The sequence below is a fragment of the Fusibacter sp. A1 genome (assembly GCF_004125825.1).
GTDB lineage: Bacteria > Bacillota > Clostridia > Peptostreptococcales > Acidaminobacteraceae > QQWI01.
This window is the reverse complement of the sequence record NZ_QQWI01000002.1, coordinates 156,194-178,550: the sequence shown is the minus strand read 5'-3', so window position 1 is coordinate 178,550 and position 22,357 is coordinate 156,194. Positions and strand designations below refer to the sequence as shown.

Genomic DNA, 22,357 nt, shown 5'->3' with positions numbered 1-22,357 from the left:
CGTGTGTCAGAGGGAAGTCGATACCGAGAGCGACACGTTTTCCATTATTTAACACCTGCTGTAATTCGATCTCATGATGTTATAATAATGTACTTCCCGTTCTTCACCTAATAGCTTTATCTCTTCAACTCGCTTAAACTGATAGTTGAATCCACATTTCTCGTTAACTCTTTTTGATTTCAAGTTTTCTTTGTAATGTCCGCACCAGATCAAATCCAACTTCAGCTCCTTAAAACCAAACTCGATTAAGGTGTTCACGGCTTCAGGAATTAATCCTCTACCCCAGTAAGCAGGATTCAATACATAACCGATTTCTCTTTGATTTAGATCAACAAGAATCAAATCTGGAGTACGCTTATGTAGTCCGATTCCACCGATTACTTTTCCTGTAGTTTTTAACACAATGGCGTAAACTTCTTTACTTTGAATAAACATTTCAATAATTGTTTTACTTACCTCTTTATCCTTATGGGGTTTCCAGCCTGCATTCGGACCGACTAGGCTGTTAGCAGCATATTCATACATATCGTCCACATCCGACAAACTCCATTCTCTTAAAATAAGTCTTTCTGATTCAATAGTTTTCATACTCTTCTCCTCTACTTATACCTATCAATTGCAATATTCATCAAGATGTCCCTTTTGACTAATAAATTGTATGAAATCCAACAAGGTGTGGTTATCAGGTTTAAAATCCACGATTCCAACCGCTTAAAGCCATATGGTGTGATGTTTTGCATCACTTATTATCAAATCTTTTACTTGCGAGATAAGGAGAGGGTAGACATAAAGCCAACCCGTACGATGGATTGATTGGGCTATAGTTTTTTTAAGAAGCAGACGTTGGAATCGAAGTAGGTGTAGCCTAGTTCTTTGCCAAGTTGTACTTCTTCTTGTCGTTCTGTATACAATTGGATCAACTTGAACCCTCTGTCTTTGCATGTCTTTGCCAGCGCGTTCATGAGATCCTTTTTTACTTGGGTCTCTTCAGCTTCGAGTCCGACGATTTCAACTGAAATGTTTTTATACTTTCGTGCCTGGATGACACCTTTAAGCCCATCAAAAAAGAAGCCGATGATGATAAACATTTCTGGTTGCTGCTTTAAACGTTCTATGTTCCAGTAGGTGTCTTCTGTTATTCCAGGCTCCAGGTAGGTGTATATCTCATCCTGATTACTGGTATTCAGCTCTTCCATACCGCTGATAAGACTTACGCCACTAAAATCGTCCAGCTTATAAAGAACCGCATCCTCTAATAGTTCAAAGCCCTGAGCATGGTAAAAGTCGATCGACTTCTGATGCTCCTTAGCCGTATTTATGTAATACTTATAACCTTTGAAATTTGATTGTATGTAGTCTAGATAGCGCTTGGCGACCACTGAATAGTCCTTGGCGGCAAAGATCCCCCGATTGATCGAAACGTAGTTGTCTTCCACCAACCAGAAAATGGCCGTTACTCCCACTAGCTTATCTTTGTCATATTGCAGCAAGACATCGTAAAATTCTGTCTCTACATATTTTTTAAAATCAGCATAGATGTTCTCTACAGGCTCATTTACTAAAAAGGGCCTGCACCTTTCCTCTACCCATTGATTTTTCGAAAACGCGAACTCAACCGCTTCATCCAGCTCGTTTATCGTGCACTTTTTTATCATCACGTTTTCCTCTAGCCGCTTCTCGTATCTGGCAAACTCATGCCGACCGTCTAAGACAAACTGGTCATAGAGAATAAAGCCGTTTTTTTCATAAAGGTTTCTCAGAGCGGTGTTCTGCCACCCTGTATCGAGCCTCAGCTTCATCACGTTTTTCTTGGCACATTCCATCTGCGCCACTTCAATCATCATTGTTGAGAGTCCTGTTTTCGCATAGTCCCTTCTGACACAAAGTTTATGCAGGTAGCCGGATTCTGCTGGTTTGGCTTCGGGCCAAAAGATCGTGTCCTGCCACTGCAGTATCATCGCGGCAACGCTTTCGGTTTTGTTTTTTAACAAGTAGAACTCATCCTCGCGGTAGTATTCAAGCAACTTACTCTTTTTAAGCGCGTCATCGCTCCACAGGTTTTTCCCATTTAAGCGGCCCCACTAAGCGGCTTCTCGAATGATATCGATAACCTCGTCCACGTTACCGATCTCAACCGTGTAGACCTCATTCTTACTATCAAGGCTAAAACTTTTCATCTTAGACTCCTTTGCCAATTCGACTTTTAGTACTTTTTAAATGTAAAGCCCAATAAGTCGGTTGTTTCTTCCTTATCAAGACGTTTCTGATAGTTCTTTCTAAGCTGAATCATATTCAAGTGGTCAAAACCACATTCCTGATAAAACTTGATGGCTCCCGGGTTACGGGGAATCACATCAACAAACATGCTGATCACACCCCTGTCCTTTAGCTGCTCGTCTAGCATGTTCATGACTTTCTTTCCAAGTCCCTGGCCCTGGTACTTCTCGTCGATATACAAGTCTTCGAGCCAGGCAACGCTTTGACCGCCTAACCTTAGATAGATAAATCCGATGGTTTCATCCTTATGGTCAATTTTTTTCACCTCACCGGTAGCAAGCCATTCTGCAAAGGTTTTTTCAGACGTTTCAAGACTCTGCCAAAACTCCTTTGGCGCATTGGTGAGTTTACGGTGATAGTTCATCAGTTCGCAAATCATAGGTGCTATGTTCTTCTGATCATTCATGTTACAAGTTAAAAGTTTCATCTTGATCCTATTTCCTCTCTGGCTAATGATGTGATTCGTCTGATAAAATCACCTTTTGCATGAGTATAGCCGTCCCTGTCGTGCTCGAATTTTGACTTTAGCTCTAATTTCAGTTTTCCGTATTCCAAAGCGATCTCAGGTTGACTGATTAAATAATCCCTAAAGTAAAGTTCATCCCAGTCACCGCTGTATCTTACATGAACATGTACTACTTGTCCTTGAAAACCTTGGGGTGTATACCCTTTTAGAAACATCATATGAGGTGCAGGATTATTAGGTTGCGGACTTAATCCATAACCGACCGATGCCATATTTTTGACAAGGTCATCCAAAATAGTGTCTTCACTAATCTCTAGTAGAATATCTATCGTGGGTTTGGCGATCAGCCCCACTACCGAAGTGCTTCCATAGTGATTCATTCGAACTATATTGCTTGAACCGATGCCTTTTTCGATCAGATTTTTCTCTTGGTCGTAGTTCTCTTTCCATTTCGGGTCGTACTCAGTCAAAATAATCGGGAACAATGCCCATAGTTCCTCGTTGCTCATTTCAGATAGTTCTTTGCTCATAGGCTACTCCCTTACGTTAACGGTTACACCCTACTACTTTGTGCCCCGCACCAAAATGGCTTCTCGTCTGATGTGAATCCCATCATTTTTCTTGAACTGTAAAATGCCGTCAAAAGCGTCTTTTTTAAAGGCATCCAGGCAATTCATGCCATCGATCACATCGATTATATTTTTGACCGCACTGCTGTTTAGGTCAGCCCACCATTCCTCTTGATCACTGAAGACAAACGTCTTCTCGACTATTTCAGTCTCCACATGACTAAACCCCTGAGATTCGATGAATGATTTTAGGCCCGTTGCCGTGCAAAGGTCGTATTCCTCTTCTTCATCTTTTTCTTCCGAAGCATGATCTGGAGTATCTGTGATTCCAAGGTGCTTATTTACAACAGAGGTCAACCAGCTTTGATCCTCCTGGTGCGTCCATACGCTTAAAGACAGGACTCCCTCTTCTTTTAGCGACTTATGTAAGATTTTAAAATTGTCATCCGATGCACTCAGGTAACCAATGCCAAAACCACACATGATGCGATCAAAACCGCCTGTGTTCTCACAGTAGTCCTCTAAACTCGAATGAAAAACATCGATATTCCTCAGCTGATTTGCTAAAACTTCATTTTGGGTATGGGCAACCATTTCGGCAGAGGTATCGATGCCTTCCACTTTGCCACTGTCACCAACGATAGAGGCTGCCGGAAACAGCGATGCGCCCCTGCCAAAACCGATATCCAATACCTTCATTCCCTCTTGAACAGCTGAATAGGACACCAGTTGTTCTCCAAACCAGTTCCAATACTTTGGTCCTACTGACCCATAATTTGCAGCTACCTTATCCCACACCGATCTGTTATCCACCAAAATTCTCCTTACTTATATCCTTTTTTACGATAAACATGCCAAATGGCATCTCCTTCAAAACCACAACTTCTGTATAGTTTTTCTGGACTAAACGGATTTTTTAGGTATTGATTCTACCTCTACACAAACCTCTCCGAAAGAAGCTTATACTCCGGTTTTGTAACGTAAGACGAGTACGTGATTTTGCCTTTGAACTCGATTACCTTTTCAAAACGGTATCTAAGGTTTTCTGGGACGATATAGTCAAGCACTTCCGCAACCGGAACCCATTTCACTTCGCTTGTCTCATCAGACGTCCGGAGTTCTCCGCCTTCATATTCACAGATAAAATCCATCATGATCTTGGTGGGCACCTTGGTCACACCATCACGCGCCGTATAGCTGCACACGTTCGAGTAAATACCGACAAGCTCTTTCACTTTTACACTTACGCCGCTTTCCTCAAGTATCTCACGCAAAACACCTTCTTCAATGCTTTCAACGTTTTCCACTTATCCACCGGGTGTGTCCCAACCACGATGATACGTTTTTACAATCAAGATGTTCCCTTTATTATCAAAAACATAACCCGCTGCGGCTACGATATGTGTAAGCCAAGACATAGAATTCTCCTTTTCATCATAAAAATTGTCAACTTTCTATACCGTCAGTTATTATTTCATTCAGACAATATCCTATTATACCGGTAATACAAGTGTTTTACCTGACGATTGTTTTGCAACTTAATCGTGTAATCCTTTGAATACATAAACATAAATCAAAGTTTAAGAATCACTTTTTCAGATTGTCTATTGAAATCAAAGTGCCTTAACCATATACAAGATGCTTGTTCAACATCCATCAGGTGATCTCTCATTAGTACAGAAACTTCAGTAGCATATCCTAGTCCCCAATAATCTGGGTGAAGGCTATATCCGAATTCAAATTGACTTTCACTAGACAACAGTGGGTCGTGGTCTATTGTAGAATAACCAATGGATCCTATGATCAATCCATTTTCTTGAAGACAAATCGCATATATGTTTGACTTACTGATATAAAATTCAAATCATCATTAGTCCAGTGACTTAGGAACAATCTTTTCGTTTTATTATCAATTAAATTCATTTTTATCCTTTCTAAAACCCACTAACATCCTAAGTACGATGATGTTAACACCTTTAAGGGCTTATGTGAAGCTATTCTATGATTCAAATTTGATTATCTAGTAATCCATACACTTAACTTCTCTGAAATGACTTGCTCATAATTTTTGAATATTGCTGTTCAGATGCAGGATTTAAACTTCTATACTATTTTACTAAAACAAACTGCATTCCTATCAAATTTAAGATAAACGTAATAGTAAAATTACAGTTCTGTATAAGGTAAGCCACACCGTATTAGTCACTAAGCAAGTGTGGCTTTACCTGATATTTTGCAGTTTTCGCATATAAATGCTGTATTTTCATTTTTTCCACTCACATCTTGTACCGGCCACTGTATCACGGCTGTCAAAATGGGAGCCATCATCCACTGGTAAGTGTCACTAGATTGTCACTGGCAAGTCGGTATCGTCCCCAACTAAACGCAAGTATTTTTAAGTGTTGATTTAACATAAAACCTCCTTTTATCAGTGTATCACGCCCTAAATATTAGGTGGATTTAAAGAACGATTAAAATCGAATATTATCATTTGATTGATAAAACGATTCTTTATACACAAATGGTAGGATAAATGTTGAAATTGGGCATAATAGGTAAAAATATTATTGTATAATGAATACATCAACACGCTTCATCACGCAGCCGTTATTTAACAAATGACATACACACTACAAAGTTGAGGACCGAAATGAGAAATATCATACTAGAAGATTTTTTAGATTTTGAAACGCATTTTGTCGAGTTTGTTAAACGCACTTCTTTTTTTCTTGATATCACCGATCCAAGGTTTTGCATTTTCAACGATTCAGGGTCAGAGATAACCTATACCTTTGGGAGTAGTCAGTTCTCTGAAATCACAATTGATGAGTATAGGAATCACATCAAGAACACAAGAGTGATACAGAAAGATAACATCGCCGAATTGCGCAAAAGTAATGGAAAGCTTCTAGCAAATAACCCGACTTATATGATAAACATCTTTCATCCTAGCCTAGAAAGAAATGTTATTCTCGGGAGTTTGATTTTTGACACCTCAAAACCGGCACTAAATCTTGATGACCATCGTAATTTCAATGTCCATTATTTTCAGCAGCTGGTGTATCACATACAAACTGTAATCTCAAACTACGAGAGGATTTATTTCTTGATCGATACCTTCACTGAGCTTATGGTGGCAAGAGACATCTTCATGCCTTACCATATGACAAATGTGGCGAATATCTGCATCAAATTAACCGCTCATCTGAACCTAGCCCCGAAAGATCAGATGATACTTTATTTTTCGGCACTCCTACACGATACCGGCAAGCTCTTTGTATCTGAAAACATCATTAATAAACCTGGTCAATTGACCGATGACGAGTTCGAACTTATCAAACTTCATTCACGCAAGGGCTCGGAACTAGTTTCGAACACCCTACATGGAATGACACTACTGCATAACATTCCTCAGACCATTAAACATCATCATGAACGTTATGATGGAAACGGATATCCTGATGGACTTATCGGCAAGTCGATCCCCTATCTGAGCAGGGTGCTAGGGGTGGCTGATGCCGTCGATGCCATGTCATCTAAACGCGCTTATAAGGATCTGGAATCACAAGAAAGAATCATCGCCGTATTGAGGGACCAAAGCGGCCAGCAGTTCGATCCAGAAATAGCACGCGCAATGGTCGATATCTTGATTCACGATACAAAACTGACCACCCCTGACCGATACGACTCAAACCTATTCATACCTAAAGGCTCGTTCAGCTTTAAATATCAGGTGGGAAATGTGATAAAATCACTCTCTGGTAATCTTCTTCTTACAAATAGACAAGGAAAGTTTATCATTCATGACGCCGATTCAACCATCTATTCTGTAAAGGCGATGCAAAAGGCGACAATCAGTTATTTTGAGCAGAATGATTTGATTGAATACCGGGTAACTGTCAAGCATTATGAAAACGGAACCTATTACTTGGACAACATCACCTACTTGCCTACCGACAAGACTTTTTCCATGGTTTGGGCTAGTAGCGCACAAATTTTTAATAAGGAGACGTTGGAGTTATTTGAGGCTCAAGTCATCAAACTTGGTGGTGATTCAATCGTATTTCAGCTAAATGCCATAGAAGGTCAAAAATATATCGATAACAGCCAGGCGGTGCATCAGGTTAAAATCGACGAGACTGTCGAAGCCGTATCCCTGCAAATGGTGCTGACGATCAAAGTAGTCAATTACTACAAGACCGATTTCGGATTTGCCTTCATTTGCCGTTACCAGGACATACAACCCGGTCAAAAGGATAGGATGCTAAGACTATTGTTCCGGAAGCAATCCATGCAAAAGCGCAGTAAAATGAATTCATAACACAGTTTAAAAGCCAAAATCTATTCGCGAATACGGAATATGACTTTTGGCTTTTTTTTGAAAACATCATTCTTTCAAATCGTGCCAGGCACGATTTGGGTCCTATTTCATATAAAGACCGATCAGCTTCATATTTTTATCATACGAGAGTGTGAATATCACCTTCTTATTCTCGTACTTGGCTTCAATGATGGCAACTGCGAAATCCTCATCCTCTTTCTTTTGACCGATAACCGTTGTTTTATTGATCGCTGTAAACTCGCCTGCGTCACCGTATGTCATTTCAACTGCATCTGCGATTTTTTGAGCGTTCAGTCTATCCTGCAAATCTTCTCTCAACATTGCCACAACGCTGTCATAGTCCTTGGCATTCAGTGCATCGACAACCCCTTGGGCACTGGATTCGACCACTGCGCTATCAAAATCACTCGACAGTTCAGTTGAAGTGCAAGCTGTTAGCAGCGCAAAAGTAAGTGTGACAATTATGATCATTATAACCATTTTATTCATATTCTAATCCTCCATAGAGTAAAGTTTAATTCCAAAGATGAGTGTAAAAATCGCCATAACGGCAAGATATGCTTCAAGTTGTAGGATACCGGCACCAAAAACCGCAGGTAGAATTACAATCATGCTGTCCAGCAGTAAGTGCAGGAGAACCGCATAGGTTGTAAAGCGAACCTGTTTTTGAACTCGAATACCGTAAAGTACAATCAGAGAAGCACCTATGTGAAAAATCATAGCAAGTACCCGCTCAAGTCCGCCCAGTAGAATCATCGTGGCGCTTTGACTTGATAAGTCGATGGTCCCTATAGGATAAAGCACCATTAAAACGAGGCTGTTAAGCCCCACAAGAAGCATAGCCTCTATTCCGCCATGACCAAATCCAAAGCTAATGCCTTCAATTAGCCCATTATTCCTATTAGATACGCTCTTTAGGGCGATAAGTCTACCAACCTCTTCAAAAACACTAGCAGTCAATCCTAGAAAAATTCCGTATAGCCACGGATTCGTTTGCATTACAGCATACCATGTGAATTGAGGAAGCACATAGCTGATTATAGGAATCCTAATCAGAATCTGACTTACGATAAAAGTAAGCATTCCGACAGAAAAAAACAGCATCTTGCCACCAAATCTTCGTTTCAGTATAAAGAGGGCTCCAAGGGGAACTCCAAAACTAATGATGACATTAGCCAGTAAGCATGACTCGCGTAATAAAATGAGCATCCCTCCATTCAAACTGCACATCTCCTTTATACGCCTCGACTACCCTTTTGACATTCTTCAGGCCAAGACCTTCATGATGAGGCTTCGTAGTAAGGAAGTCATCGTCTTTCTTTAAAGGTTTCTCAGCTGATGTATTTTTGAGCGTGATCGTGACAAAATCGTGCACGTGCGAGACCCTCAAATGAATTTTCTTTTCGTCACTCACAAGTGCCGCTTCAATCGCGTTGTCTAGAATATTCGAAAAGAGTGTCGTCATATCCACATTGCGGATAAAACTTAAGTCCACATCAGCAATCTTGATGTCTTCACTGATTCCCTGCGCACGCATGGTCTGTACTTTATCATTCAAGATGATATTGAGCATCTTATTGCTTGTATAGTAGTTCTGACCTAGTCGATTGAGCATCTCATGAATATCTCGGGTATACTGGCAAACCTAAGGCTGCTTCTCCATTTCATAAAGCTGTTGCATCGACTGTATGTGATTTCTAATATCGTGGACCAGACTTCGTGATGTATCGTACTTTTGCTCCAAAGCCTCATAGTAGCGCACTTGAATCTCCTGCTGCTGGTGATGAAGATTTAGTTCATTCTTAAGACGGTTGTTTCGGCTGATGGTGTCAAAGACACTCGTAAAATAAAGGTTTATGCAGATCAGCAGTCCGATATTGATAATTAATAGCGCAAAACGGTCCTCCGTGACAAAAATATCCATCAAATACATCAAGCTAAAAAGGTTCACAATACTGAAAGCAGGTAAGATAAAATAACTAAGCATTTGCTTCTTGCTGATAACACCATGCTTCATCCGCCTAATAATGCCGGTCAGAATTCTAAGTATGCTAAACTCGACAAACCGTATAGTAAATATAACGCCAATGATGGTTAGGTGCTCATTAGCAAAATAGAGGACACCACTGCTGAACAGATAAGTCAGACCAAATGCGGATAGCGCATCCACCAGATAAATGACAACGACAAACAGTACATAAAAGATAATATACTGCCGCTCACTATTGTAGTAGTAATGCCCGATCAACGGTATCAAAAACATCACAATTAGGTTAAGCACTCCACTGCCAAGAAAAGACACTACAATAGTAAGCAGAATGTACACGCAAACCACGACAGCCCTACTGGATAGGAACGACAGCGTCTGTTGACTTGATCGGATCTCCCTATTGGTTCCAATCTGGTTCATGCTGTAAAAGATCGCGCCCAGCATGAATACGCTCCCGAGAACAGGTAAAACAAAATAGGTCATGATATCCATCATCGTCTTATCGCCCTCCATCTGAGAGATAGTAATTCAACGCTTTTCGAAACGCCATCGATTTTTTTTGCGAGAGCGGGACGATCGACTCATCGACCAGATGAATGTCATACCCCTTAATCGTCTTGACCGCATATAGATTTACGATAAAGCTCTTATGTGGCATGCAAAATCCATTTTCTCTGAGCTCGGCTTCCAAATCCGAAATTCTTCGCTTTAACTCATACGTATGGGTCAGGGTACGCATCGACACTTTTCTGTTAGCGTACTCAAAGCAAAGGATCTCTCTCTGATCTAACCGCAAGACACCTTCGTTCGTAATAAACTCTAAAGGCTTTGACGCTGTGACTTTCATATATTCAAAAGCTTCGTCAAGTTGCTTGTAAAGCACCTCTGCTTTTAACGGCTTTAAAATATAGGCAAAGGCATGCACAGAAAATGCAAAGGTCGTATAATCGCTATAATTTGTAATATAAATGATTTTGACCTTCTTATCGCGTTTTCGAATGAGACCTGCAGTCTCAATGCCGTTCATACCGGACATATCGATATCAAGCAAGATAATCTCGTAGTTTTCTTCACTGGCAACCAGGTCTTCTCCACTTGTGAACAAATCGACTTTAAACTCCGCAGGGTATGCCTTCAGATAGCTTTTGGTTTGATGCAAAGTCGTCACTTCGTCATCGCATATCGCAATCCTAATCAAACGGTTCCTCCTTGTTAATAAATTCCAACAACGTTGTCTTTCCTAATTATAGTAAAAGGACGAAAAATATCAATACTCATAGCGCAAGGTAAGGCAAACTGTGCACAACTTACATCATCATGACACAAGACCCAGTCATAAAAACCCCAAATCGAATTCACAATGATTAACACATTGCGTTGCGATTTGAGGTTTGTATAAATCATCTATTTTCAATAAAACTCATCCAATTCAGCAATCACGGTTTACCCTCTAATGTCATCGCCTTTTTTCCTGATCATCCTTAATGCAGTCTACGGCAATCATAATTGCGACAATCAAATCCTGCTTGCTTTCATCATTGATAGTAAGCACGAATGTATCACCCCAAGTGAAGTATTCTTCTGTGATAGAACCTATTTGCGTATTGTTTTCATAAAGCGAAAAATTATGGTCAAAGAAATCGCCTTTTAAGAAGAGCTTTAGTCCGTCAGGATCAATATCTATTTCCTTATTGAATAGCGTAAACCTGCTTTTAAGAACCACTTCATTACCATTTGCAAATCGAACCACAAATCTCGGCAAGAGCGTAAATACTTCTTTGCTGACAACAAATAGTTCACTGCCATATTTATCACTGACCCGAACCGTGTTTCCGATCAGCTTGAAGTCCTGATCCACCTGATAAATTGTCTCTTGATTCTCATCGGTAATCGGATAATGGTCAGTGATTTTAAATACCTTTTGCTTGATAAAAAGTTTTTTCATTTTGACTCCTTTCAAAATAGGACATCTTCATTTCTCTTCGCTATAAACGCATATAAAAATACACCGTTCATCACGATAATCCTGAATACCTCAGACAAGTTCCCTGAATATAACTCACCGATGACAGGAACAAAGAGGATAAATAATCCTCGAAGCAGCACGACACCAATGAAGGCCTGTCCCACAGTAGCTCGTTTTATCGTGGCACCGCCTAAAATAAGTGCTGCTGCAGATAATAGTCCGACACCCATATGAGACCCGTATGTGCTTAAGACGCCAGTATTTTGTAAAAATATAATCTGCCCCCACGAAGCCAGTATTGTAGACATCACAATAGCCATGATCCTGACTTTTGATGCGTTCATATCGGTACCTTCTGAATTTTGCTTCTTCAAAGCGACAGCAATGAATTCTCGTCCCAGTTTAGTACGCATGAACCATAGAATAGATATCGCAGCTGCTCCAATCATCGCGCCTGTGATCAGTGGAAACCCTATGTTTTTAAGCATAGCGATCTCATTTGGGAGCCCGTCCGCATACATGACCACAGCACTTACCAAGACGACTAAAGTGGGCAGGATCATTCTTAGATAAGTTCTTAGCTTATCGCTTTCAACTTTACCTTTGTAAAACTGATAGGCCTTTATAATCAAATAAAGAACACTTATGATGATAAGCAGAACGAAAAATGGAACTTCAAGCAAACCGTCAACCGATTGAAACAGAGTATCACTAAGATCAATGCTGTTCCTTAGTCCCACACCGCCACTCAAAAGCAGTTGCTCAGCCCTAATCGGGATAACAGTTCCTATCAGAGCGAACAAAACCAGCTGGTATATGCCGTTTACGAAATATCCGATAAACAACGAGGTCACCATCTCATGCCCACGCGCCTTATCAATCAATACCCCCGCAAATAGCCCAAACAGAATTGCAAAACAGGTACCAAAAAAAGCTGCGAAGATAAAACTATAGAATCCTGTTAGACCCCAGTTTACTGCCATGATAATACCGATCTGACCTGCAATGGCTCCTACTACAATACTAAAGTTCAACCCCATCCCTGCCATAATCGGTAGTATGAGCGCAAGTGCAAGAAGGGAGTACTGCATGACGCTTTGCATAAGATTATTCAAATTATAAAATGGTTCCTGCTTAGAGATGAAGACACCAATTATGACAATCAACGTAAAAATCATCGTGATTTTATTACTTAAACCTTTATTATTCCTATCCACAGCTCCATCCCTTCTATATTCCATTTAACCTAACAAAACTTACACAAGCAGTTTTCTTGATTATACTAAAAAACACCAACAAAATTGGTGTTTTAAGGTAATTGTAATATTGTTTTTCGTTCACCGAACAGTACTGTCGTAAATCATTTCAGTTACACCGATTACTAAATACAGATCATTTTCTTATACTTTTCTGATGTATTGATGTACTGGACATTGAAGAAACTATTTGTGTTCAATAAAATAAAAAAAAGCGAGCCCTTACCCATTATTAATATGTCTATTCTTTAGTATTTAGTGAAACTACAAGAGTATTCTATGCTGGCGTTTCCATAGCAATTTTTAACAACTCCTAAAATAATGATCTAATTGATTCTTACTAGCCGAGATCGATTTTGAATTGTCTAGTTTGATATCAGCAATATTTCTTAACTTATCAATCCCTAATTTCCTCTTTTTAATGTCCTTACTTTTAAATTCATCAAGACTATCTAGTGAGCGTTTCTTCCTTTGATCTTCATCAACATCTATATATATCAACTTGTATTTGTCTTTCAACAAATCAGAAAACAAGCAATGAATCCTTTCAGAATAAATGCTCTCAATGACTAGTGACTGTTTAAAATAATGGTAACATGAAAATTCAAGCATCAATTGAATAGTTATAACTTCTAATAAGGGGGATATTGAGTGATCAACCAAACATTTAGCGACTTCAATGAAAGACCTAATCTTCAAATTCCACATATTGTACGTCAAATCTAAGTGATTGGCAAAATATGACTTTCCACTTTCAGTCATGCCTGTAACTCCATAAAAAAAGCAAGATGAATAAACAGTATTCTCCATCACTTTCTTCTGATACAACTCAGATACTTTGTTCATGACTTCCTTGTAAATATCCTCTATCTGCATAGTTTCAATCGCGATATGATTACTATCTATAGTTTTATTTTCATCGTCAGCACAGGTGACTAGCTTAATTTCTTCTACAAAATCACTTGATTCTGGTTCTACATCTCTGATAAGTACAATTTTATACGCTGAATTAGTAACACTGGCTGCTTGATACTTATCCATTATCGCAATGCCTGGATTGTTTCTCTGAATTAAATTCACACAATCATCAATAATTTTTCTGCTTTGACATCGGATAGAAAAGTAAAGTGATTCCATTTTAAATTTATTGATTCTTAAAAAATAATTTAGTAATTGGCTTAAGGCAGTTTTATCAACACCTGTGATTGTTTTTAGATTTTCTAAGTCAACCCACTCAAAATTCGTCAAATCACTACAATCTGCATTTAATAGCAAAACAATGTAATCTTCACTCTTTGCTATGGTACTTAAGTCAGATTTTATAAGCTTAAAACCAATAGTTTCTGATAAATGTGCCTGTAAAATAGTGAAGTAATCCTTATCTTCATCACACTTGATACTTACAAGATTTAACTCATTTTCATTATGTCGAATCAATACCTTGTTCATTGATTCATCGTATATAACACATATAATTTGCATGATTTTCTCCATATTTTAAAAGTATGCTCTTTGTTTTTTCCAAGTTGTGTCGGAAGGACTTGCTGCCAGATAATCACATCACAAATCGATTAATGTAAGTGTTTTATTACTTTTCCACAACCCAATAAAGAAACAGTGGTATCTTATTCAACCATGCAATAGGAACAGATTTATCCGCTTCTTCTCTCGTCGGACGAGCTTCATTTAAGTCAGTAATATTTAAACCATGTTTCACAAAAGGCTTCACATACTCTTCTAGTGTTCGATGTCTCCAAACAACTTCAATATTGCCACCCGGCAATGTTTGATTATATACTGCTGGATTAAAGTAGTCTTCAACTATTACTTTTCTGTCAATTCCTTTACCTTCTCTTCCAATATTCTTGCCTGTAAAACAAGGATGCAACACACTTGCAAATAACTTACCCTTAGGCTTTAATACTCTACTGATTTCTTTGATTGTTCCATCTAGGTCTTCACAGTCCATTAACATCATTGAACATAATACGATATCAAAATCACAACTTTCAATTCCATCAAGATCACTGCTGTTCTTTGTATAGTATTGTATGCCTAGTCCTTCTTCTAGTGATTGTTTCTTTGCGAATTCAATGGAATAGGCAGCACAGTCAATTCCAACAACTTGCGCACCCCTACGGGTAAGTTCTCGAGAGAAGCCACCTTCACCGCAGCCAAGATCCAATATCCTTTTACCAGAAACATCTCCCATTAACCTGAGCATATATGGCATAATAAAATATTGTCTTGTTTCATCAATGGGTGCTATTTCACACCATTCTTCACTAATAACATTCCAACTATGAGTAGAGCTATCTTGTATCATTTGACTCCTCCTTACGGGCACAACTTATCAACTGCTAAGTATTCATTTGCTCAAGTATTATAGCATAATTCCACAATAAAATACTGTAGTTACATTTTTAGGTGGGTTCTGATTGCTATCACGCTATGTTAAAAAACTCCTTCAATAACTGAAGGAGTTTGATTGATTTACGACACTCTAGTCTTCTTTACTTGATCAACTAAATCATTTCTAGGACTTTTTTGTCTTTGGGAACATCTCGGGATTCCTTTTCATTATCATAAAAATAACACCCCAAATTAAGAGTTGAGCAAATACAGCGGTTTTATACGAATCGAGTATCAGCATTCCTGCTATCAGTGGTATTGTATTGCTTGTCGCATGTAAAAAAACTGAAAACAAAACACTCTTGGTTTTAATAAAGAAGTAACTATGCACAACCGACATTGCTACAATACCGACACTAAACCCTACAAATGAAAAGAGCATTGCAAACATTGGCATTCCCTGTAGATAGAAGATATACATGACTATTGGCGTGTGCCATACAGCCCAAACTAGCCCTGTTTTAAAACTTGCTGTCCATACATCGTTTTCTTTTAAAAACTCGGGCAACATCAAGCCACGCCAGCCAAATTCTTCTGTACCTGAAGTCACTAGCTGTATTAGGAAAAACGTTATTAGGTAGAGTAAAATAGTACTGATCGGCGTTGAAGTAAAACCTTCAATGAAGATAAGCGGTATGGCTGGAATAAATCCTATTGCTAAAAATATGCCAATCACATGAAGATAGGGTTTACTAGATTTATAGATGAACAACCTTTGCTTAAATTCCTCTTTAAACACTGGATCAATAAGAGAAACTACACCTGCACCAACTAATGGACCAAGTGAGGCCAACAAGGCTATGACAGAGATTATCGCCACCTTGCCTGTTAAGACATTGGAATAAAGGGCTTCAACAAATCCTTCGTTCAAATAGATTTTCATTTGGCTATTTAGAGCTATTCCTATCGCTGTAAGCCACAAGCTATAAGACCATGCAAATGCAATACCTGTATAAATCAATACGTTCTTTTTATTCATTCACTTTAACTCCTTTCATAGGATAAGGATCGAATAACACTCATCTGTCTCTTTGATTATAGCAAATTTTGCAATTGTCACAAACGACTCATTATAAGTTATCTTACCAAAACACACTAATTGTTGAAGCAATCCAGAATTAAACAGATGAGAGTGCCTAACACCATCTAGTTCTCTAGTGCAGATAAAAAACCATTTAAGACAAAAAACCTAAATAAGACCAACTTTTATGTTCCGCTGAGCCAAATCGGATATAGAGTGGATATCCATTCCGATGCTTTTTGTCTGGTTTCAAATGCGACATATCCTTTGTAGCCATAATTATACTCTATTTTCCACTTGTTCTCTTCTACTTCTTTTTCTTTTAATAGTAGTTTCATAGAATTACAATTTTCGTCATTCATCAACTTTCTCTTTCCAGCAATGTAGACCAGATCAGATAATGACAGGAAATAGCTCTGCGGGAATGTAATATCCGTTATGTGTTTACTGATAGGTTCTGGCTTTGACAGTTGTTGAAACATTTTATGCATCAGCAAATAGTCAGTTCCTTCATTAATCAGGTTTTCAATTTCATGATCGTCATGATTTATAAATTCGCTGTAAGTAATAAGTGCCCTGACAGTTTTCCCGATTCCAATATAACAAGGTGTTTTTCCAAGACAACCGCCATGTTTACAAATTCCCTTATGTTGCCAAGTTGTTGTATGATTACGCTTAAAAAGTTGAAATTGTTTTATCCAATTTAATGCGTCCTGGGCTTCTTTACTTTCTCCAAGTCCTAGACGACAGTATGCTTCAAATAACATTGCATTATAACATGGAACAATTTCCTCTACCCCGCCCAAACAAGAGAAGCCCTGGCCAGTAGCCAACTTCTGATTGGCATAGTCAATCATTTTTTGAGTATAGGATAACGATTCAGCACAAGGAATTTCACTCAACCCCATCATACGAAATACTACAAACAAGGGGTTGTTCACAAAATCTTTTGTAAGTTTATTGACTAGCTTAGATGAGTGAAGCAGTTGAGAAACCACTTCTTTATCAAGTGTGTTTTTTTCTTCAAAAGCAATCCTAACCCTTAATGCTGTATCCACTTTGTACCCCCCTCAAATGAAGTAAAACTAGAATAATTTGTACCTATAAAACTTATACTAACTGCTTTAGTAGCAACACCGTGAAAATCTTAAATTACCATTCTTCATTACCTTCAATATGATCAGTAGTTCTTAGATAATCCGTAATGACAGGTATGCATTTTCCAACATAATACGCAGGTGGAACTAAGAAAAAGACCAAGACCGATAAGAGGAATGACACTTTCATATAAAGTAGTATGATGAAAATAGGAACCGAAACCAAGCCTATAGTAGCCCCTAATACCTCGGCCAACCAATTAGAAGTTTCCGCACTGCGTCCGAAAGACTCTCGAACCCTTTCTATGAAGGTCAGTGTGGCTACACCCTCTACTAATTCAGCATCGGCCAAAATCAAGCCGTTAATCAAGTCATCCACTGAGAACTCCAATAAATCTGAAAGCATTTTCATATTCTGTAAATCCGGTAAAGCTTCATTTCTTTCCCATTTTGAGATGGCTTGCCTAGTCACCTTCAAATAATTTGCCACCTCGTCCTGTGACATGCCTTTTCTTTTTCTTAATGTAGCAAGCGGTTGCCCAATTCTAATAGATTCGTAAGTCATAGATTCTCCTTGAACTTTTTCAATCATTCAGCATCTTATGCCTTATTATGACACTTTTCCGCTTCATTAAAAAGCAACACACCATTGCTCAGCGCAACAATGCGTTGCTACTCAATTTTATCAAATAAGATACGGACTATCTTCCTTTTAAGATAAACGTAATAATGTGATTCACTTTTAAGCCAATTAGAACTTGCTATTTGTACACAAATGCCTTCTCATTTTGCAATAACAAGGCTGAACAGGTTTCAATAACCGTGTATGAGGGTACATAAATAAGAGGAGGCGATGCTATGAAGAATATTAAATTAAAGTACAAAATATCTTTACTTGCTGTATTCATAATTCTAGTTTTTACTGCCTTAATCATGTTTTATATCATACCCAAGGCAAACAACGTTATTGAGGAGCGTACAATTGTAAAATAGCAACAATTGGTTGATATTCCATATTCAGAGATCACTCGCCAATACAAGCTCTACCAAGATGGAGTGAAGACCGAGGAAGAAGCACAAAATGATGCCTTAAGAGCCATAGAGAATTATAGATATTCAGAAGTTGAATACTTTTGGGTACACGACCATGAAACAGGCATCATGCTCATGCACCCCATTGCAACAGCCCTAAACGGCACAGATGCAACTGGACTTAAAGACCCAGACGGCGTCTTTCTGTTCCAGGAAATGATTAAAGTTGTCAAAAAAGACGGTGAAGGTGTTGTAAGGTACCAGTGGCCAAAGCCTAATGAGGATCCCGAAAAATCCTTTCCTAAGATCTCCTTTGTCAAGGGGTTTGATGAATGGAACTGGACAGCTGGAACAGGAATCTACGTAGACGACTTAGAGGAAATCAAGCAAGAGATATTCACTCAGGTGGTAATCTTTTCATTGCTAATCATTGCTGTATCCGTAGGTTTCATTTTGCTAATCGTCATACCGCTTAATAGCACTTTGAAGGCGATCATAAAAAGTACAGAACAGTATAAGGAGCTAGACTTTACAAGTCAGATAGATGTCAACTCAAAAGATGAGCTTGGAATGATTTCTGACGCCTTTAACAAAGTACGTAGTGGACTTCGAGAGTTACTATCAAGTATGATTAATACATCCAAGGAATTATCTGAAGAATCCCTAAACATGCTCAAAGACATGCAGGTTCTTGGCGAGAACATGAGTAAAACTAAGGACTCCACAGTTGAAATTACCGGCGTTATTGAAAATACGACTCAATCTACTCAAAATGTCGCCCTTACCATAGCTGAAATTCAGGATGCCATCTCAGAAGTTGCTGAAAAGGCTTCTGAAGGCGCGATGAAGGCGACCGATATCAATAGCAAAGCTATTAAACTAAAAACAGATGCGGTCAAGTCCAGTAGCAACGCCAATGATATCTACTTAAATGTTAAAAGTCGTTTGCAAACAGCCATAGAACGGGCAACCGAGGTTGAAAAAATCAGTAGCCTCCTAGATGGCATACTGAGCATTACCTCTCAAACCAACTTGTTAGCCCTTAATGCATCAATTGAAGCTGCTAGAGCTGGAGAAGCTGGTAAAGGTTTTGCAGTTGTAGCAAGTGAAGTCGGCACTCTTGCATCAGAATCAGAAAACTTAGTTGAAAATATCAAAGTCACCGTTTCAGACATTCAAAATTCAGTCCACCAACTCATTGACGATTCAAATGGCATATTGAACTTTATTGAAGACAATGTACTTAAAGATTATGACAAGTTATCAGATATCAGCGACCAATACAACCAAGACGCCGATATATTTAGCAATATCATGTTAGAACTCAGTGCTATTTCTGAGGAACTGACAGGCTCTATCAATACAATTTCAGTAAATATGGACTCAGTAAAAGAGTCATCCATCATTGAAGCACATGGTGTAGAAGATATACTTGAAATGACCAAGTCCGTTACAGAAAAGACCCAGCACGTCGACAGTATTATTAAAGAAAACATCAAGTTGGTTAAGGCCCTAGATGAATTGATCAACAAGTTTAAAATCTAGACAAATAAATGCCTTCCAGATTGGACTGCCATATGTCACATATCAACTATATAACCACTTGGATGTACCTTCAATATTTCAATCGGTTCAGCTGTCGCTGAAGTGGGTAAAGGAAGCAATTAGATAAACATGAAAAGACCAACGACTTGAGTACTGATCGTTGGTCTTTATTTTTGTGCCATATGTTCATTACACGGTTCATCCTATACTATACCAGGCACACATACCCTACAATTTAGTCTTAACTTAATGACCTTGCCCCATGGGTGGTTTAATCAACCCTTCTAACAGAATCCCTCTCAATAAGTTCCACCGGAATCCGAACAAGTTCTTCCGGTAGGTCTTTTTTAAAAATCAGTTTATAACGTGTATCTGCAAGGGTCATAACATCTGAACATACGAAGAGTCCTGTTGAAGGGTGTCCTTATCAAAGCAGTCAATATTAAGTTTACAGATCCGTTCATTGCCAGATGATGATACCTACTTTCGATTAAATAGTTACTCCGTAAGTCGTTTTACCATTTTGAGGACTTTTATGCCTTGACCTATTCTTAACTTTTTATTTATTAATTTGCTTGAAGCATCTAAAGTTCTAAAACTTAAAGAACCCTCTTCTACCAACTCGATTTCGGTGCCCGATACAGCCAGTCACACTGTTTTTAGACGCTTATTTTGTATCAAATACAATATAGCAAATAATTATTAGTGATACAAATTGAAAACCTGCCCAATGTAAGTCTTTAATCAAAAGTGCCCCATTTACGATCGTTAACAATACTAATGCAATTACAAATCGAAGTTGCTTGTTTGGAAATCGTTTAATAAACATATTCTTTAATTGAAGTTTCTCTTCAAAATATCTATCATAAATTACAATCGATATTATTGTTACAGTAATCAAAATTAGCATAGTAAACATTTTTTCCTCCTTATTCATCTAACTATTTCAATAGACTGTTTTTATCGAATTTATTGAAATAGTAGTTATTTATTATTCATGAGTTACTCTAAGTAATAAAAAATTAATAGCAAAATAGTACAAGTACTGTTAAATTGAGTACTTGCACTATTCTTATAGGTGTTTATTTCCTTAATCACCATATTAATTACAGAACTACAAAAGAGCTTTAGTCTAATAAAACAACCTCATTGGACTTCAAACTAGAAGATCCAACTCTTCACTATAGCTAATAGCTTTAACCCATTTCTAGTTCAATTTATTATGGTGCTGGTGCTAGTGCACCTACAGCCAAACCCGTGGTAGCACACATAACTGTTGTTGCTAATAGAGCATCTTCTGCTTTTTTCATATCACCAGTTTGAACTAAGACTACAGTAGCTGTAACCATTCCAGCATATGCACCAATTATCGTACCCGCTAAAAACCCAGCACCAGCAGAAAGTAGACCACCACCATTAACATTCTTAATTTCTTCGCTTTCCAATTCTATAAAGTTCACTTAATACTCCTTTTTTTAACTCCTAGCAACCCATAATAAACAAACAACGCATACACGATACCAGAAAGCATGTTTTTAGCTATAATCGTATCAATATATGATTTCACAATTAAGTTAACTAAAATTAATACCAACAATGATACAAGGATAACATTGCTTCTTTTATATCTGGATAGCAACTTCTTTTTCAAATCAATTTTTTTATCAATTATTGCAATTAAGAAATATGAAAACAACGTAAAGACAAAAGCACTAAGATTAGTTATCAAATGTCTTATTCCAAACAATATCTGCACCTAAACCACCAAGTGCACCTCCAACTGCTCCGATTACTAAAGCAGATTGAGAACCAACAGCAGCATATAGAGCATCATAGATTTTGATTTTATTCTTGAATATCATTTTATTACAACTTAATACTTTTTTGTTTATAGGTAATATTATTTCCATATCAATTCTACAATCATCAAAGACTCTATGTGTTGTTGTAACTACACTTCCATTCACTACCGCCCCACACTTTTCAATGTATTTACCGAGTTCAATCATTCTATCCTGTATTTCATTTGAATCCGTCAAATAGAGCCCATCTACAAAGTGCAACCTAGACATGATAAACTCATCTCAAATAAAAAAACGAGGTGAATTTTATCAAAAGTAAACAAGCAAATAAAGAAACCTGGGCTACAGCTATCCAAGAACAACAAGTCAGCGGGAAAACCCAAAAGGCATGGTGTCAAGAAAATAGTGTGAATATCCATAACTTTGCCTACTGAAACCACTCCGAACCAGGTATCGTCTGAGACACATTTATTACCAATTAACAGTAAATATGAAATGTAAATAGTGTAGTTTCATTTTTGCACAGTGTTCTACTTTATGATATATTTATATTGTACAATCTACTTAGGGAAATACCTCAAT

General features: G+C 38.1%; 23 protein-coding genes. 2 read left to right on the top strand and 21 right to left on the bottom strand.

Annotation, left to right across the window (positions count from 1 at the left end; all coding sequences use genetic code 11):
* Positions 1–48: 48 nt before the first annotated feature.
* The 7 genes from DWB64_RS02845 to DWB64_RS19605 all read right to left on the bottom strand — a co-directional run bounded on the left by DWB64_RS02845 (position 49) and on the right by DWB64_RS19605 (position 5,140).
* Positions 49–588, bottom strand: coding sequence for a GNAT family N-acetyltransferase (locus DWB64_RS02845; protein ID WP_129486675.1), 540 nt, complete (start codon positions 586–588; stop codon positions 49–51).
* Between the two features lie 230 nt (positions 589–818).
* The gene (locus tag DWB64_RS02840) at positions 819–2,024 is read right to left on the bottom strand and encodes an N-acetyltransferase (protein ID WP_348983805.1); all 1,206 of its coding nucleotides are present in this window, start codon (positions 2,022–2,024) and stop codon (positions 819–821) included.
* A 179-nt stretch (positions 2,025–2,203) separates the two neighbouring features.
* Complete coding sequence (locus DWB64_RS02835) at positions 2,204–2,704, bottom strand: GNAT family N-acetyltransferase (RefSeq protein ID WP_129486673.1); 501 nt, start codon at positions 2,702–2,704, stop codon at positions 2,204–2,206.
* Positions 2,701–3,273, bottom strand: a complete 573-nt coding sequence (locus DWB64_RS02830) for a GrpB family protein (RefSeq protein WP_129486672.1) — start codon at positions 3,271–3,273, stop codon at positions 2,701–2,703. Before DWB64_RS02830 ends, DWB64_RS02835 begins: the two co-directional genes overlap by 4 nt.
* A gap of 33 nt (positions 3,274–3,306) precedes the next feature.
* The gene (locus DWB64_RS02825; protein ID WP_129486671.1) at positions 3,307–4,125 is read right to left on the bottom strand and encodes a class I SAM-dependent methyltransferase; all 819 of its coding nucleotides are present in this window, start codon (positions 4,123–4,125) and stop codon (positions 3,307–3,309) included.
* Between the two features lie 122 nt (positions 4,126–4,247).
* Positions 4,248–4,619, bottom strand: coding sequence for an NUDIX hydrolase (locus DWB64_RS02820; RefSeq protein WP_129486670.1), 372 nt, complete (start codon positions 4,617–4,619; stop codon positions 4,248–4,250).
* Between the two features lie 266 nt (positions 4,620–4,885).
* Entirely contained in the window at positions 4,886–5,140 is a 255-nt protein-coding gene (locus DWB64_RS19605; protein ID WP_371682594.1) for a GNAT family N-acetyltransferase, read from the bottom strand.
* 822 nt (positions 5,141–5,962) lie between these two features.
* On the opposite strand from DWB64_RS19605, the gene DWB64_RS02805 reads away from it, so the two are divergent.
* Positions 5,963–7,633: an HD-GYP domain-containing protein gene (locus DWB64_RS02805; protein WP_129486668.1), complete on the top strand. Its 1,671-nt coding sequence runs from the start codon at positions 5,963–5,965 to the stop codon at positions 7,631–7,633.
* A gap of 102 nt (positions 7,634–7,735) precedes the next feature.
* On the opposite strand, the gene DWB64_RS02800 is transcribed toward DWB64_RS02805, so the two are convergent.
* From DWB64_RS02800 to DWB64_RS02745, 12 genes are all read right to left on the bottom strand, one after another.
* Positions 7,736–8,143, bottom strand: a complete 408-nt coding sequence (locus DWB64_RS02800) for a DUF3887 domain-containing protein (protein ID WP_129486667.1) — start codon at positions 8,141–8,143, stop codon at positions 7,736–7,738.
* A 3-nt stretch (positions 8,144–8,146) separates the two neighbouring features.
* A complete protein-coding gene (locus tag DWB64_RS02795) occupies positions 8,147–8,863 on the bottom strand; it encodes a YhfC family intramembrane metalloprotease (RefSeq protein ID WP_164980199.1) in 717 nt (238 codons plus the stop codon).
* Entirely contained in the window at positions 8,826–9,269 is a 444-nt protein-coding gene (locus DWB64_RS02790) for an ATP-binding protein (protein ID WP_129486665.1), read from the bottom strand. Before DWB64_RS02790 ends, DWB64_RS02795 begins: the two co-directional genes overlap by 38 nt.
* A 30-nt stretch (positions 9,270–9,299) precedes the next feature.
* Complete coding sequence (locus DWB64_RS02785; RefSeq protein ID WP_129486664.1) at positions 9,300–10,139, bottom strand: hypothetical protein; 840 nt, start codon at positions 10,137–10,139, stop codon at positions 9,300–9,302.
* 4 nt (positions 10,140–10,143) lie between these two features.
* Positions 10,144–10,842: a LytTR family DNA-binding domain-containing protein gene (locus tag DWB64_RS02780; protein WP_129486663.1), complete on the bottom strand. Its 699-nt coding sequence runs from the start codon at positions 10,840–10,842 to the stop codon at positions 10,144–10,146.
* A gap of 258 nt (positions 10,843–11,100) precedes the next feature.
* Entirely contained in the window at positions 11,101–11,589 is a 489-nt protein-coding gene (locus DWB64_RS02775; RefSeq protein ID WP_129486662.1) for an LURP-one-related/scramblase family protein, read from the bottom strand.
* Positions 11,590–11,600: 11 nt separating this feature from the next.
* The gene (locus DWB64_RS02770) at positions 11,601–12,827 is read right to left on the bottom strand and encodes a hypothetical protein (protein WP_164980198.1); all 1,227 of its coding nucleotides are present in this window, start codon (positions 12,825–12,827) and stop codon (positions 11,601–11,603) included.
* Positions 12,828–13,169: 342 nt separating this feature from the next.
* Positions 13,170–14,348: a hypothetical protein gene (locus DWB64_RS02765; protein ID WP_129486660.1), complete on the bottom strand. Its 1,179-nt coding sequence runs from the start codon at positions 14,346–14,348 to the stop codon at positions 13,170–13,172.
* A 106-nt stretch (positions 14,349–14,454) separates the two neighbouring features.
* Complete coding sequence (locus tag DWB64_RS02760; RefSeq protein ID WP_129486659.1) at positions 14,455–15,192, bottom strand: class I SAM-dependent methyltransferase; 738 nt, start codon at positions 15,190–15,192, stop codon at positions 14,455–14,457.
* A 210-nt stretch (positions 15,193–15,402) separates the two neighbouring features.
* Positions 15,403–16,257, bottom strand: coding sequence for a CPBP family intramembrane glutamic endopeptidase (locus tag DWB64_RS02755; RefSeq protein WP_129486658.1), 855 nt, complete (start codon positions 16,255–16,257; stop codon positions 15,403–15,405).
* Between the two features lie 227 nt (positions 16,258–16,484).
* On the bottom strand, positions 16,485–17,357 hold the full coding sequence (locus DWB64_RS02750) for a hypothetical protein (protein ID WP_129486657.1): 873 nt from the start codon (positions 17,355–17,357) through the stop codon (positions 16,485–16,487).
* 94 nt (positions 17,358–17,451) lie between these two features.
* Positions 17,452–17,988, bottom strand: coding sequence for a helix-turn-helix domain-containing protein (locus tag DWB64_RS02745; RefSeq protein ID WP_129486656.1), 537 nt, complete (start codon positions 17,986–17,988; stop codon positions 17,452–17,454).
* A gap of 407 nt (positions 17,989–18,395) precedes the next feature.
* Between DWB64_RS02745 and DWB64_RS02740 the strand changes: the two genes are divergently transcribed.
* Positions 18,396–19,973, top strand: a complete 1,578-nt coding sequence (locus tag DWB64_RS02740) for a methyl-accepting chemotaxis protein (RefSeq protein ID WP_129486655.1) — start codon at positions 18,396–18,398, stop codon at positions 19,971–19,973.
* Between the two features lie 1,220 nt (positions 19,974–21,193).
* Here the strand turns inward: DWB64_RS02740 and DWB64_RS02735 are convergent.
* Both DWB64_RS02735 and DWB64_RS02730 read right to left on the bottom strand, forming a co-directional pair.
* Positions 21,194–21,433: a hypothetical protein gene (locus DWB64_RS02735; RefSeq protein WP_129486654.1), complete on the bottom strand. Its 240-nt coding sequence runs from the start codon at positions 21,431–21,433 to the stop codon at positions 21,194–21,196.
* 258 nt (positions 21,434–21,691) lie between these two features.
* The gene (locus DWB64_RS02730; RefSeq protein ID WP_129486653.1) at positions 21,692–22,045 is read right to left on the bottom strand and encodes a hypothetical protein; all 354 of its coding nucleotides are present in this window, start codon (positions 22,043–22,045) and stop codon (positions 21,692–21,694) included.
* Positions 22,046–22,357: the final 312 nt, after the last annotated feature.

What these genes read in the sequence shown, in the direction of transcription:
- DWB64_RS02845 (WP_129486675.1), bottom strand. Translation starts at nt 588, where the DNA reads ATGAAAACTATTGAATCAGAAAGACTTATTTTAAGAGAATGGAGTTTG.
- DWB64_RS02835 (WP_129486673.1), bottom strand. Translation starts at nt 2,704, where the DNA reads ATGAAACTTTTAACTTGTAACATGAATGATCAGAAGAACATAGCACCT.
- DWB64_RS02830 (WP_129486672.1), bottom strand. Translation starts at nt 3,273, where the DNA reads ATGAGCAAAGAACTATCTGAAATGAGCAACGAGGAACTATGGGCATTG.
- DWB64_RS02805 (WP_129486668.1), top strand. Translation starts at nt 5,963, where the DNA reads ATGAGAAATATCATACTAGAAGATTTTTTAGATTTTGAAACGCATTTT.
- DWB64_RS02800 (WP_129486667.1), bottom strand. Translation starts at nt 8,143, where the DNA reads ATGAATAAAATGGTTATAATGATCATAATTGTCACACTTACTTTTGCG.
- DWB64_RS02795 (WP_164980199.1), bottom strand. Translation starts at nt 8,863, where the DNA reads ATGCTCATTTTATTACGCGAGTCATGCTTACTGGCTAATGTCATCATT.
- DWB64_RS02790 (WP_129486665.1), bottom strand. Translation starts at nt 9,269, where the DNA reads ATGCTCAATCGACTAGGTCAGAACTACTATACAAGCAATAAGATGCTC.
- DWB64_RS02785 (WP_129486664.1), bottom strand. Translation starts at nt 10,139, where the DNA reads ATGATGGATATCATGACCTATTTTGTTTTACCTGTTCTCGGGAGCGTA.
- DWB64_RS02775 (WP_129486662.1), bottom strand. Translation starts at nt 11,589, where the DNA reads ATGAAAAAACTTTTTATCAAGCAAAAGGTATTTAAAATCACTGACCAT.
- DWB64_RS02765 (WP_129486660.1), bottom strand. Translation starts at nt 14,348, where the DNA reads ATGCAAATTATATGTGTTATATACGATGAATCAATGAACAAGGTATTG.
- DWB64_RS02760 (WP_129486659.1), bottom strand. Translation starts at nt 15,192, where the DNA reads ATGATACAAGATAGCTCTACTCATAGTTGGAATGTTATTAGTGAAGAA.
- DWB64_RS02755 (WP_129486658.1), bottom strand. Translation starts at nt 16,257, where the DNA reads ATGAATAAAAAGAACGTATTGATTTATACAGGTATTGCATTTGCATGG.
- DWB64_RS02745 (WP_129486656.1), bottom strand. Translation starts at nt 17,988, where the DNA reads ATGATTGAAAAAGTTCAAGGAGAATCTATGACTTACGAATCTATTAGA.
- DWB64_RS02730 (WP_129486653.1), bottom strand. Translation starts at nt 22,045, where the DNA reads ATGTCTAGGTTGCACTTTGTAGATGGGCTCTATTTGACGGATTCAAAT.